Source organism: Bordetella tumulicola, from assembly GCF_054779135.1.
The window spans coordinates 114,792-127,188 of the sequence record NZ_BAAGYU010000010.1 but is presented as its reverse complement, the minus strand read 5'-3'; the positions used below and the strand labels follow the sequence as shown (position 1 = coordinate 127,188).

Here is a 12,397-nt window from a genome sequence, read left to right as displayed (position 1 = left end):
CTCCGTTCCACTCACCCGCGGCATCCTGCCTATAAGCGACCATCATGACGCTCTCGACCTGGCTGACCTTTTTTGTGGCTGCATGGGCCATTTCATTCTCGCCGGGCGCGGGCGCCATTTCAGCCATGACCTCGGGGCTAAAGTACGGCTTTGCCCGCGGGTACTGGAACACACTGGGCTTGATCATCGGGATCATGGCCCAGTTCCTGATCGTCGCGGTGGGCTTGGGCGCCGTGCTGGCCACCTCCGAAATCGCGTTTTCCGTCGTGAAGTATTTCGGAGTGGCCTACCTGATCTATCTGGGTGTGCGCCAGTTCCGCACGGATGCCTCGCCAGTCGCAGTCGATACCGGCAACCCGGCCGACTTTTCGATACGCGAACTGGTCATGCGCGGCATTCTGATCAATCTGCTGAATCCCAAAGGTACCGTATTCCTACTGGCCGTGGTGCCTCAGTTCGTGAACCCCGCCGCACCGCTGACACTGCAATACCTGACGTTGGCTGGCACGCTGGTGCTTACCGACACTGTCGCCATGGGGATCTATACCTTGCTGGCGGCCAAGGTATTGCGTTTGCTGCGCAGCGCCCACCACATCCGCTGGATGAACCGCATTTTTGGCTCTCTATTCATTTTGGCGGGCACGTTCCTGGCCACTTTTCGTCGTTAACCGTAACGAAGCCTTTATCACGGGGCCGGCGAGCGGCGTACGATTTGCGTCAGTAAAATTGCATCAACCATGAATATTTCCCAAGAAGTCGCCCGGCGACGTACCTTCGCCATCATTTCCCACCCGGACGCCGGCAAAACCACGCTGACCGAAAAGCTACTGTTGTTCGCAGGTGCCATTCAGATCGCGGGTAGCGTCAAGGCACGCAAAGCGTCGCGCCACGCCTCATCTGACTGGATGGAGATCGAAAAACAACGCGGGATTTCAGTCGCCTCCTCGGTCATGCAGATGGAATACCGCGATTGCGTCATCAATCTGCTGGACACCCCGGGTCACCAGGACTTCTCCGAAGACACTTATCGCGTGCTGACAGCGGTCGATGCCGCCCTGATGGTCATTGACGCGGCAAATGGGGTCGAACCGCAAACCATTCGCCTGCTGCAGGTCTGTCGCGCACGCAATACGCCCATCATTACGTTTATCAACAAGATGGACCGCGAAGTCCGCGAGCCCCTCGAACTGCTCTCCGAAATCGAGGGGCACCTGGGCATGGACGCCGTGCCCTTCTCGTGGCCAGTGGGCATGGGCAAGGCCTTTGGCGGCGTATTCGATATCCGCCGCGACCGCATGCGCGTTTTCCGTCCCGGCCAAGAACGTCGATCCGACGACAACGATTTCATCAACGGCTTGTCCAACCCCGAAATCACCAAGCGATTCGGCTCGGCATTCGAGCAAGCCAACGGCGAAATCGAGCTCATCCAGGAAGCCGCCCCCGCCTTCGACCGCGAGGCCTTTTTGGCGGGCAAACAAACACCGGTATTTTTCGGTTCGGCGATTAACAACTTTGGCGTCCAGGAAGTCCTCGACGCTCTGGTAGAACAAGCCCCAGCGCCGGGCGCGCGCCAGGCGCTGGAGCGTCTGGTCGAGCCCGAAGAGCCCAAATTCACCGGCGTCGTATTCAAGGTGCAGGCCAACATGGATCCTGCCCACCGTGACCGCGTGGCCTTCGTGCGTGTCAGTTCCGGGCGATTTGAGCGCGGCATGCGCCTGAAAGTCGTGCGCACGAACAAAGAGATGCGCCCGAACAACGTCGTGTCATTCCTGTCCCAGCGTCGCGAGCTGCTGGACGAAGCCTACGCGGGCGACGTGATCGGTATTCCCAACCACGGCGTACTGCACTTGGGCGATGTGCTCACCGAGGGCGAGAGCCTACAGTTTACAGGCCTGCCATTCTTTGCTCCCGAACTCTTTCAGGCCGTCGAAGTCAAAGATCCTTTGCGCATCAAACAATTGCGTATCGGCCTGACACAGCTGGGCGAAGAGGGCGCGATTCAAGTCTTTCGCCCGGAGTCAGGGGGCACGCTCCTGTTGGGCGCAATTGGGCAACTGCAATTCGAAGTCGTCGCGCACCGCCTCAAGACCGAATACGGCGTCGAGGCCCGGATGATGCCGTCGCGCTACAACATGGCGCGCTGGATTACGTCCGAGAATCCACGGGCGCTGCGCAAGTTCATGGATGCCAACGCAGCACACATCGCCTATGATGTCGTAGATGCGGCGGCTTTTTTGATTAGTTCGCCTGCGCAGTTGCGCGTGGCCGAAGACCTGTATCCGGATGTAAAGTTCCACGCCATGCGCGAGCACGGCGGCCAGGTTTTCGGGAGCCACGCCTAATCTGGGCGGGTCGCCGCAAAAATGAGGGTAGCAATGTCTTGGCGAGTATTATTCGCGACGCTTCTGCTGGCAGTGGGTGCCGCGGCATGGGCAGGAATCCAACTGGGTGATTGGCTGGTGGCGCACGCACCCAAGGCCTCCGCTGCGCCAGGACAAGAAGCCTTGGCCTCTCAAGAACCCATCCTGGACGCCGACGGCCGTCCCTATGTGGCACAGCCGCCTCAGCCCCGGGTTGATGGCAGCCTGGGCGTGCCTGACAAACCCGGTGGAAAAAGCTGGGAGATCTCGACCGTGTCCTTGTTCGAGACCACGACCGACCCCTCCGTACAAATTTCGCGCGACAACATCAGCGTCGACGAAGCGCGCGAATTAGCGGCAGCCTCTCGGGTACCGCTACCGTCTGGTGCATCGGATGTCACGACTCTGGATCTGCAGGCGCTGCCGCCCACGACCACCGTGCCACCGCCTCCTGGCCAACAAGACTACGCCGTGACAGCAGCCAACACCGCACCCGGTGCCACGCCCCAGGGCGGCGCAGTCGCAGGCAACTGGCAAGCCGCGCTCAAGCGCGAATTGGCGCAATGCGCCAATGAGGGTTTTTTCCAGCGCCCCACCTGCTCGTGGAACGCGCGTAACAAATACTGTGGCCCGAATCGCGGATGGGGCACCATCGCGGAATGCCCGCCACGCCAGTAACGCGTCCAACACAGTTCGCTGGCATACCGTGAGCTGATTCACGATAAAACAACGGATACGACCGCCACTGAAAATGGGCCGTCCCGCACGGGGCAGCCCATTTTTTTTGCAGATTTTTATCAGAAACGGAATAAAGTGAATGCTGGAGCGTCTCTAGTGAGTTGTTCCCGTTTTCCTACACTGAAAGGCACGCCATGCACACTCGAATCGCCGCAACTCTGTTCGTTTCCTGCGCCGCCCTGTTCTCAATCAGCGCCCACGCCCAGGACGTCAAAACCCAGGATGGCATGCTGGTCGACAACGCCGGCATGACGCTCTATACCTTCGACAAGGACGCTGACGGCAAGAGCGCCTGCTATGACCAGTGCGCCAAAGCCTGGCCGCCCGTGACGGCCTCCGCCGATGCCCAAACAAAGGGCGACCTAAGCATCATCACCCGCGACGACGGTACCAAACAGTGGGCCTACAAGGGCAAGCCCTTGTATTTGTTCGTCAAAGACAGCAAGCCGGGAGACAAGACCGGCGACAACGTCAAGGACGTCTGGCACATCGTCAAGCCCTGAGCAGTCACAGCGCCAACGCGTCCCCCAGTCAGGCCTCCCGACGCTGAAACGTCGCTCCTGGCCGCTAACCGGGACACACTGCATCCGGCCAATGCATAGAGCCCGTACATACCGGGAGGTATAAACGGGCTCTTTATCGCGCAACGTGCAGCGCGCTGACAGTTATCAGCTATCCACTTCCATCTGGCTTTGCAGATAGTTTTGCAGGCCGACTTTATCGATCAACTCGATCTGGGTTTCCAGATAGTCGATGTGCTCTTCGGTATCGTCCAAAATGTCCTGGAACAGGTCCCGCGACACGTAGTCGCGCACCGATTCGCAATAGGCCATCGCTTCTTTCACGGTAGCTTGAGCGCCTTGCTCGACCTTCAGGTCACAGGCCAGCAACTCGGGCACGTTTTCACCAATCAGCAACTTGTGCAGATCTTGCAGATTAGGCAGTCCGTCCAGCATCAAGATGCGATCGATCAAGCGATCGGCATGCTTCATTTCGCCGATGGATTCTTCATATTCGTGCTTGCCCAGCTTGTTCAGGCCCCAATGCCTCAAGATACGGGCATGCAGAAAATACTGATTGATGGCCGTTAGCTCGTTGGTCAGTTGCTTGTTCAGAAACTGGATGACGGTTTTATCGCCTTTCATGATGAACTCCTTACGATCCCCGGGGCGCGGCGCCCGCGCCCCTGCATACGCCTAATCGCGTAGCAACGACCGCAGGCTAACACTGCGCACGGGCATACCGCTAGGGCCGCGCCGCATTTGATGAATAGCTTTGCAAGCGCGATCTGAAAGCGACAACAAAATGAGAATGAGTATGCGTTTTGGATGGCCCCCAGACCCGGTAACGCCATGCATAGCGTTGCAGCAAGTCAATAGGGAAAATCTACCCGGAAAAACCCGCATCAGTGGCTAAATTGCACCGATACGCACGCGTAAATTGACCGTCTGCGCGTCAACATTGTGATGTTGTGAAATAGCAACATCCATGCAGGACGAAGCAGGGCGCCGATTTGATGACACCCAATAGAGGCGGTTTTGTAAAGCGTCTAGGTGACGCTCAAGCCGCAGCGACCAGGCGAATAGGGAAGCTATTCGCGGCAGAACCCGCGCCACCGACCACGGGTGCCGAGGTATTGACCTCCACCGTGACCGATTGCGTCTGGCACACGCTGGAACAGCGCCCACCTGGCAAATATTCCTGAGCCGTCTCCGCACAACAGCCACAACACGACGCGACGCCCAATTCGAACTGCAAATCGGACAACGTCGTGGCACCCGCGTCTACGGCGGCGTGAACTTGGCGTTCAGTGACAGCGTTGCATATGCAAATGTACATGAGAATAATTATCGTGACTTATTCCCGCAAAAGCAAGTCGCGCCTCTACCACGTCCACCACCGCCTCACCGAGCGGCGTGAGCTTTGCGTACGGAGGCCGGCGCAATGCGCAGCACCTCGCGGTACTTGGCCACAGTGCGGCGCGCGATCACGATGCCCTGATCGGCCAGGCGCTGCGTAATCTGGCTATCGGACAGTGGCTTGATCCGGTCTTCGTCGGCCACCATTTGGCGAATCACGGCTTGCACCGCCGTCGCCGAGGTCGCGTCACCCCCCTCGGTGGCCACCCCTGCCCCGAAGAAATGCTTAAGTTCCAGCGTGCCAAACGGCGTCAACATGAATTTCTGCGTCGTCGCTCGGGAAATGGTGGATTCGTGTAGGCCCAATTCGTTCGCGATGTCTTTCAGAATCAGCGGTCGCATCGCCGCAGGGCCTTCGCTGAAAAATGCCGTCTGATGCGCCACGATGGCCTGCGACACACGCAGAATCGTGTCAAAACGCTGCTCCACGTTGCGTATCATCCAGCGGGCCTGTTGCAATTGCGCATGCAATCCCGCATGGCTGGCCTCACGCTGATTGCCCAGCAACTGGGCATATAGCGTATTGACCTGCAAGCGCGGCACGGCGGCACTATTGAGCACCACCTGCCATCCCCGGCTCGTCTTACGCACGATCACGTCGGGGATGGCGTAATCGGCGGCAGGCACCGTCCAAGCTCGACCGGGACGGGGGTCTAGCCTGCGAATCAACGCATGGGCCGCGCGGGCCGTCGCCTCGTCACAATGCAACGCGTCACGCAATCGTGCCACGTTGCCGACGGCCAACAGCGACAAATGATCGGCACACAATCGGCGGGCACAGGCCAGCACCGTCGGATCGGCCGCTTCGCGCAACCGCTCCAAATCAGGGTTGCGTAATTGCAACACCAGGCATTCCGCCATATCGCGCGCGCCGATGCCCGACGGATCAAACGATTGCAACAGCGCCAACGCCGCCTGCAACTCATCCAAATCCGCCTCGGCCTCGGGCGGCAGCCAAGTCAGAATCTCGTCAAGCGACGAATCCAAATAGCCATTCTCGTCGAGCTCGTCGATCAACAACATGACCAGTGCCGCGTCCCGACGGGCTGCGCGTGTCAACCCTAATTGCGAGAGTAAGTGCTCACGCAGTGTGTCGCTGCGCGCCGTGTCCGGACCATCGGTTCGATCATCGGGATACACGCCGCCAGAGCCAGGCATCTCTTCGGCGCGGGGCTCCGAGTCGCGCAAAGACTCGTCATCCATCGTCGTTTCGCGCTCTGCGGGCGCATCGGGTTCGGCCTCTACGTGGTCCTCATTGCGCTCCAGCATCGGGTTGTCGGCCAAGGCTTGAGAGATTTCAGTTTGCAAATCCAGCGTAGAAAGCTGCAACAATCGAATGGATTGCTGCAGTTGGGGGGTCAACGTCAACTGTTGACCAGTACGGAGTTCTAACGCGGGCCGAGTCATAGGTACAATATTTTGCATGATGAATGCCACCTCACCTGAACGCATCCGCCAAGATAGCCGTCTGATCGGCCAAACCCTGCTGAAATTAGCGCTGCCTCGCCTGATAATTCGGGCAGGCGTGCTGGTGGTCGCCGCCATCATATGGCTGTTAGTGGCTTTATGGCTGCTAAATTTCGGACGTGACCTCTCCTTTGAAGGACTGCAAGCCTTTGGCCCGCAAGTCATTGAGGTCCTGACCCGCGTCAATCCTTACCTATGGTGGGGAATCGTCGTCATCTGGACGCTGATCGTATTTTTCGCCGTGCGAGCCTGGGTGACCGGAGATATCGCCGCGACACGCGCCAAACCCATCGAAGCCACCGATCTGTCCGCGCTGACCAGCCAGCTATCGGACGAGGTCACCAACGTGCTGCGTTGGGTATGGGGCAGCCGTGAAGAGCCTTTTACGCTGGGCGATCTGCGTCAAGCCTCGATCGAAGTCCGCCATAGCCGTATCGACAAAATAGACCTGGTTCGTCAGCAAAGCCGTATTCTCGATACCTCGACACCGCCCCAATCATCCGCGCGCACACCGCCCGTTGGCAGTCCCGCGCCCACCGCCGAGCCGAAACCTGTCGTAGTGCCTCCCGATCCCCGCTCGACCGGCGGCCGCATCGAACCCAATTTGTAATTCTGCCTCCCCAGAAAAATCGCCTCCGGTTTGTGTGAACCGGAGGCGATTTTTCTGGGCAACTCCCTACGGCTTTTTCCGGGCGACTCCCTCCTGCGGTTGCACTTTGCCGAAAAATATGTTCGACTAGCAACATATGGCCGATATCCGAATCTCCCTCGCGATTGCTTCCGGACGCTCCAGCGTACCGGGCGCCGGCCTGTGCGCTCGCACCTCTCTCCTCGCGCTATCGCTATACCTACCGATCGGTTGCCGGGCCTCGCGCCTGTGGTAGCTCGGCAGCCTCGTACGCCACACGTTTTCCCCCCTGTTCATCGCTTGATTCCAGTCGACCCATTCACGGTCAATTGACGGCCTCAGGATCAGACCCCTGATTAGCCTGCCGAACAGGGCATGCCGGAAAGACCAAGACCGGAATACTTCTCCCGCCACCATCGGGATCTTCGCTGAAGGTGTAATGATGCTTGCCAACCCCGCTACCAAATACGTACCGTTTGCCCCGTTCGCGCGTGATTTTTCTGAACGCACCTGGCCCAGCCGCCGCATTACGCAGCCACCCATCTGGATGAGCACCGATTTGCGAGACGGCAACCAATCCCTGATCGAACCCATGAGCATCGAACGCAAGCTGCGTTTCTTTGAGCAACTGGTCAAGATCGGCTTCAAGGAAATCGAAGTTGGCTTTCCCGCTGCCTCGCAGACGGATTTCGACTTTGTGCGCAAACTGGTCGACGAAAAGCGGATTCCGGACGATGTCACCATCATCGTCTTGACGCAATCACGCGAAGATCTGATCAGCCGGACCGTCGAGTCGGCTGCGGGCGCCAAACAGGCCATGGTGCACTTGTACAACGCCTGCGCGCCAGCCTTTCGCAAGATCGTCTTCAACATGAGCAAAGACGAGGTCAAGCAGATCGCCGTCACCGGCACGCAATGGATCATGCACTACATGGCCCAGCATCCGGAAACGCAATGGCGCTATGAATACTCGCCCGAGGTCTTCAGCACGACCGAGCCGGAATTCGCGCTGGACGTCTCCAACGCCGTGGCCGAAGTCTGGGACGCAACGCCAGATAACAAGATGGTGCTGAACCTGCCGGCCACCATCGAGGCGACGACGCCCAATCTGTACGCCGACCAGATCGAGTGGATGCACAAGAACCTGGCGCGCCGCGACAGTATCATCGTGAGCGTGCACCCGCATAATGATCGCGGCACTGCCGTCGCGGCGGCCGAATTCGCCGTCATGGCCGGCGCCGACCGTATCGAAGGCTGCCTGTTCGGTAGCGGCGAACGTACGGGTAACGTTGACTTGGTCACGCTTGCCCTGAACCTGTATACGCAGGGCGTGCACCCTGGTCTGAATTTTTCCGATATCGACGAAGTGCGCCGCTGCGCCGAGTACTGCAATCAATTGCCCGTGCATCCGCGCCATCCGTATGCGGGTGACTTGGTTTTCACGGCTTTTTCGGGCTCGCATCAAGACGCCATCAAAAAAGGCTTTGCACAACAAAAGGCCGACGCCGTCTGGGAAGTTCCTTATCTGCCGATCGACCCGGCCGACTTGGGCCGCAGCTACGACGCCGTCATCCGCGTCAACAGCCAGTCCGGCAAGGGCGGAGTGTCGTACTTGCTCGAACAAGAACACGGCCTGGTGTTGCCGCGCCGCCTGCAAATCGAATTCAGCCGCGCCATTCAGCGTGTCACGGATGAAACCGGCCGCGAGGTCACGGCCGACGACGTGCACACGATCTTCAATCGCGAGTATCTGGAACAACACACGCCCTGGACGCTGGTGCGCCACCGCATCGACGGCGATCCGAGTGCCGGCGAAGGCAAGCAATTCAACATCCAGGTCGAGCTCGACTACAACGGTGAGCGCCGCATTGTCACGGGCTCGGGCGACGGCGCCATCTCGGCCTTTGTCAATGCGCTGAATGTCCCCGTGCGCATCATGGACTATCACGAGCACGCTATCGGTACCGGCACCGATACCCGCGCGGCCAGCTATGTCGAGCTGCGCGTCGGGGAATCCGCAACGGGCTTTGGCGTGGGCATCGACCGCGATATCGTCACCGCGTCGTTCCGTGCCGTGCTTGGCGCCGTCAACCGGCACCTGGCCAGCAGTGCTGCCGAACAAACCGAAAACGAAACTGCCCAGGTTGCGTGATCCGCACCTCCGGTAAATCAAAAAGCTCGCCTTATCCGGCGAGCTTTTTTTTCGCACTCGGACGACGATAAATACGTCCGCAACATGTCGTCATGATGACCCGTATTGCGGCACCGCAACAGCGGTTTTCCTTGGCAGGGTGAAGGTCTCACGGTACCGTATCCCTGCAATGTGGCTGTCATGCATTACCCCTAGAATGAAATCGTTTTCATTGTTGAGCTTGCCGTGACTGCAAAAAACTCGCGCCGCCCGTCGATTCTGGAGATCGCCCGCCAAGCCAGCGTATCGCCCGCGACCGTCTCGCGCGCGTTCAATCAACCCGAGCTGCTGCGGCCTGAAACGCGCGCGCGTATTGACGCCGTCGCGCAACGCATCGGATTTCGCCCCAATCGTGTCGGTCGCAGCTTGCGTGCCGGGCGCACGCGAACGATCGGTCTCTTGTTACCCACGCTGGCCAATCCCGTTTTTGCGGATTGCTTCGAGGGGGCCGAACAATACGCGCGAACTGCGGGCTATAGCGTCATGATGGGCATCACAAGCTACGACCCCTCGGTCGAGTCGGAATGCGTACAGGCATTGATCGACCACCAGATTGATGGCTTGATCCTGACGGTCGGCAATCCCTCTCGCAACGCCACCCTCAAGGCTCTGGACGCGGCAAACATGCCCCATATCCTGGCCTACAACGAAACCACATCACACCCGTTTGTCTCCGTCGATAATAGGGCGGCCGCCCGCGATATGGTCACGCACCTGAACGGCTTGGGACACCGTCGTATCGCCTTTGTCAGCGGCCCGTTGACCGCGTCGGATCGCGCCCGGCGCCGACTCCAGGGTGCGCAAGCCTGTGCCAAATCATTGGGCCTGCCCGAGATCCCACACTGGGTCATGCCGGCCCATACCGAATCCAGTGCCTCGATGCTGCGTGCCATGCTGTCGGGACGCGATGCCCCGACCGCGCTGTTTTGCTCCAACGATCTGCTCGCCGCATCGGTGATCGCCCAACTGGCCGCCTTATCTATTCGCGTGCCCGATAACGTCACGGTATGTGGCTTCGACGGCGCCAGTATTGGCGCGCTCATGCTTCCACCGTTGACAACTGTGGCTCAGCCCAACCGCGAGATCGGCGCCACCGCCTGCGCGTTATTGCTGGCCAGCCTGGATGGCAACAAACCCTCGTCCGTGCGCTTGCCCCATCGTATCTCGGGTGGCGGTACCGCCACTGCTCTTTCCCTTCCCCCGACAAGGAAACGCCGCTCATGACATCGTTTATCCACCATGCGTTACGCGCTGCCGCGCTAACGCTCGCCCTGACCGGTGCTTCGGCACAAGCCCAAAACGCCATCTGCTACAACTGCCCGCCGGAATGGGCAGACTGGGGCACACAGCTGAAGGCCATCAAGAAAGCCACCGGCATTAACGTCCCCGCCGATAATAAAAACTCAGGCCAGTCGCTGGCCTCGATTGCCGCCGAGAAAGGCAATCCCGTGGCGGACGTCGTGTATTACGGCGTCACGTTCGGCATCCAGGCAGCGCAAGACGGTCTCGTACAAGACTACAAGCCGAAGCATTGGGACCAGATCCCCGATGGCATGAAAGATCCCAATGGCAAATGGTTTGCCATTCACTCTGGTGCGCTCGGCCTGATGGTCAACGTCGACGCCCTGGAAGGCAAACCCGTGCCACGCTCCTGGGCGGATCTGCTAAAGCCGGAATACAAGGGCATGGTGGGATATCTGGATCCGGCCTCGGCTTTTGTCGGCTATGTAGGCGCTGTCGCGATCAATCGCGCCATGGGTGGGTCGCTCACCGACTTTGGCCCGGCCCTCAAGTGGTTCAAGGACATGCAAAACAATCGCCCGATTGTGCCCAAGCAAACCGCTTATGCGCGCGTGCTCTCTGGCGAAATCCCGATCCTGATCGACTACGATTTCAATGCCTATCGCGCCAAATACAAGGACGGCAGCAACGTCGAGTTCGTTATCCCAGCGGAAGGCACCATTGCCGTGCCTTATGTCATGAGCCTGGTCGCTAAGGCGCCGCATGCGGAGAACGGTAAAAAAGTGCTGGATTTCACGTTGTCGGATGAAGGCCAGTCGATCTGGGCGAACGCTTTTCTGCGCCCGGTACGGCCTGAGGCCATGTCCGCCGAGGCACAAAAGAAGTTCCTGCCAGAATCGGAATATGCCCGCGTAGGCACCGTGGACTACGTCAAGATGTCGGCGGGCCAACGCGAATTCTCGCAACGGTATGCGAAAGAGGTGAACTGATGTTCCCCTTCGGGCATATGATCGCCGTCAAAAGGGTACGCTGAAATGCGGCACCGCGGATGGATGTGGTTCGCTGCGCCCGCTGCCACGCTGTTCCTGGCGTTTTGGCTACTGCCGATGGCAGGGCTGGCATTGATTGGCGGGGAAAGTCGTGACGGGCAATCCGCCTATCTGACCGTGCTGACGGGACCGCAGTATTGGATCAGTTTGTTCAATACGGTTGCCCTGGCGTTGGCCGCTACCCTGGTCACGCTGCTGGTATCACTGCCTGTGGGGCGTTTTCTAGCACGTCACAGGCACTTTACCGGGCGGCGCCTGCTGATCTCGATGCTGATGTTTCCGTTGGCGTTTCCGGGCGTCGTCGTCGGTTTTCTGATCATCTTGCTGGCGGGGCGCCAAGGCGTGATCGGTGCCCTGACCAAGTGGCTGACCGGTGACACGATGGTGTTTGCATACGGTATGGCCGGGCTGTTTCTGGGATATCTGTATTTTTCGCTGCCGCGTTGCGTGGGGGTGCTGACGGCCGCGGCAGAGCAGATCGACCAGAGCCTGCTCGAAGCCGCCTGCACCCTGGGCGCGAGCCCATGGCGGCGCTTTATGGATATCGAACTGCCTGCGTTGACGCCGGCCCTGATCGGCGCCGGCGCGATGAGTTTTGCCACGAGCATGGGCGCCTTTGGCACGGCATTCACGCTGGCCACACAAATCGATGTGTTGCCCATCACGATTTATAACGAGTTCACCAACTATGCCAACATCCCGGTCGCTGCGGCGCTGTCGATCGTGCTGGGGCTGGCGACCTGGGCGGTGCTGTATGTCGCGCATAGTCTGGCGGGCACACGTGCCGGCGCCGCGGCGTAGCG

12 protein-coding genes are annotated in these 12,397 nt (G+C 59.5%); 9 read left to right on the top strand and 3 right to left on the bottom strand.

All coding sequences use genetic code 11. The features are described from left to right. Positions 1-44 precede the first annotated feature (44 nt). The 4 genes from ACYVDM_RS17825 (at position 45) to ACYVDM_RS17810 (ending at position 3,601) form a co-directional block, all read left to right on the top strand. Positions 45-668, top strand: coding sequence for a LysE family transporter (locus ACYVDM_RS17825; RefSeq protein ID WP_415787286.1), 624 nt, complete (start codon positions 45-47; stop codon positions 666-668). Between the two features lie 69 nt (positions 669-737). After that, positions 738-2,342, top strand: a complete 1,605-nt coding sequence (locus ACYVDM_RS17820; RefSeq protein WP_415787284.1) for a peptide chain release factor 3 — start codon at positions 738-740, stop codon at positions 2,340-2,342. Between the two features lie 21 nt (positions 2,343-2,363). Next, positions 2,364-3,038 (top strand): hypothetical protein, encoded by a 675-nt coding sequence (locus tag ACYVDM_RS17815; protein WP_415787282.1) that lies wholly within the window; start codon positions 2,364-2,366, stop codon positions 3,036-3,038. Positions 3,039-3,232: 194 nt separating this feature from the next. After that, positions 3,233-3,601 (top strand): COG4315 family predicted lipoprotein, encoded by a 369-nt coding sequence (locus ACYVDM_RS17810; protein ID WP_415787280.1) that lies wholly within the window; start codon positions 3,233-3,235, stop codon positions 3,599-3,601. Between the two features lie 165 nt (positions 3,602-3,766). Here ACYVDM_RS17810 and bfr read toward each other — a convergent pair whose 3' ends face one another. The 3 genes from bfr to rpoN all read right to left on the bottom strand — a co-directional run bounded on the left by bfr (position 3,767) and on the right by rpoN (position 6,424). Further along, positions 3,767-4,243 (bottom strand): bacterioferritin, encoded by a 477-nt coding sequence (gene bfr, locus ACYVDM_RS17805; RefSeq protein ID WP_415787278.1) that lies wholly within the window; start codon positions 4,241-4,243, stop codon positions 3,767-3,769. Positions 4,244-4,658: 415 nt separating this feature from the next. After that, positions 4,659-4,937, bottom strand: coding sequence for a (2Fe-2S)-binding protein (locus ACYVDM_RS17800; protein WP_415787276.1), 279 nt, complete (start codon positions 4,935-4,937; stop codon positions 4,659-4,661). Positions 4,938-5,002: 65 nt separating this feature from the next. After that, on the bottom strand, positions 5,003-6,424 hold the full coding sequence (gene rpoN, locus ACYVDM_RS17795; RefSeq protein ID WP_460475474.1) for an RNA polymerase factor sigma-54: 1,422 nt from the start codon (positions 6,422-6,424) through the stop codon (positions 5,003-5,005). A gap of 16 nt (positions 6,425-6,440) precedes the next feature. Between rpoN and ACYVDM_RS17790 the strand changes: the two genes are divergently transcribed. The 5 genes from ACYVDM_RS17790 to ACYVDM_RS17770 all read left to right on the top strand — a co-directional run bounded on the left by ACYVDM_RS17790 (position 6,441) and on the right by ACYVDM_RS17770 (position 12,395). Next, positions 6,441-7,094 carry a hypothetical protein gene (locus ACYVDM_RS17790; protein ID WP_415787272.1) on the top strand — a complete coding sequence of 218 codons (654 nt, stop codon included), beginning with the start codon at positions 6,441-6,443 and terminating at the stop codon, positions 7,092-7,094. Positions 7,095-7,551: 457 nt separating this feature from the next. Continuing rightward, positions 7,552-9,264, top strand: coding sequence for a 2-isopropylmalate synthase (gene leuA, locus ACYVDM_RS17785; protein ID WP_415787270.1), 1,713 nt, complete (start codon positions 7,552-7,554; stop codon positions 9,262-9,264). A 225-nt stretch (positions 9,265-9,489) separates the two neighbouring features. Further along, positions 9,490-10,527, top strand: a complete 1,038-nt coding sequence (locus ACYVDM_RS17780; RefSeq protein ID WP_415787268.1) for a LacI family DNA-binding transcriptional regulator — start codon at positions 9,490-9,492, stop codon at positions 10,525-10,527. Then, positions 10,524-11,534: an ABC transporter substrate-binding protein gene (locus ACYVDM_RS17775; RefSeq protein WP_415787266.1), complete on the top strand. Its 1,011-nt coding sequence runs from the start codon at positions 10,524-10,526 to the stop codon at positions 11,532-11,534. Before ACYVDM_RS17780 ends, ACYVDM_RS17775 begins: the two co-directional genes overlap by 4 nt. 45 nt (positions 11,535-11,579) lie before the next feature. Next, positions 11,580-12,395 (top strand): ABC transporter permease, encoded by an 816-nt coding sequence (locus ACYVDM_RS17770; protein ID WP_415787264.1) that lies wholly within the window; start codon positions 11,580-11,582, stop codon positions 12,393-12,395. The last annotated feature ends 2 nt before the right edge of the window (positions 12,396-12,397 follow it).

Coding starts and splice junctions, on each gene's coding strand:
- ACYVDM_RS17820 (WP_415787284.1), top strand. CDS start 738: ATGAATATTTCCCAAGAAGTCGCCCGGCGACGTACCTTCGCCATCATT.
- ACYVDM_RS17770 (WP_415787264.1), top strand. CDS start 11,580: ATGCGGCACCGCGGATGGATGTGGTTCGCTGCGCCCGCTGCCACGCTG.
- ACYVDM_RS17810 (WP_415787280.1), top strand. CDS start 3,233: ATGCACACTCGAATCGCCGCAACTCTGTTCGTTTCCTGCGCCGCCCTG.
- ACYVDM_RS17790 (WP_415787272.1), top strand. CDS start 6,441: ATGATGAATGCCACCTCACCTGAACGCATCCGCCAAGATAGCCGTCTG.
- rpoN (WP_460475474.1), bottom strand. CDS start 6,424: ATGACTCGGCCCGCGTTAGAACTCCGTACTGGTCAACAGTTGACGTTG.
- leuA (WP_415787270.1), top strand. CDS start 7,552: ATGATGCTTGCCAACCCCGCTACCAAATACGTACCGTTTGCCCCGTTC.
- ACYVDM_RS17800 (WP_415787276.1), bottom strand. CDS start 4,937: ATGTACATTTGCATATGCAACGCTGTCACTGAACGCCAAGTTCACGCC.
- ACYVDM_RS17775 (WP_415787266.1), top strand. CDS start 10,524: ATGACATCGTTTATCCACCATGCGTTACGCGCTGCCGCGCTAACGCTC.
- bfr (WP_415787278.1), bottom strand. CDS start 4,243: ATGAAAGGCGATAAAACCGTCATCCAGTTTCTGAACAAGCAACTGACC.
- ACYVDM_RS17815 (WP_415787282.1), top strand. CDS start 2,364: ATGAGGGTAGCAATGTCTTGGCGAGTATTATTCGCGACGCTTCTGCTG.
- ACYVDM_RS17825 (WP_415787286.1), top strand. CDS start 45: ATGACGCTCTCGACCTGGCTGACCTTTTTTGTGGCTGCATGGGCCATT.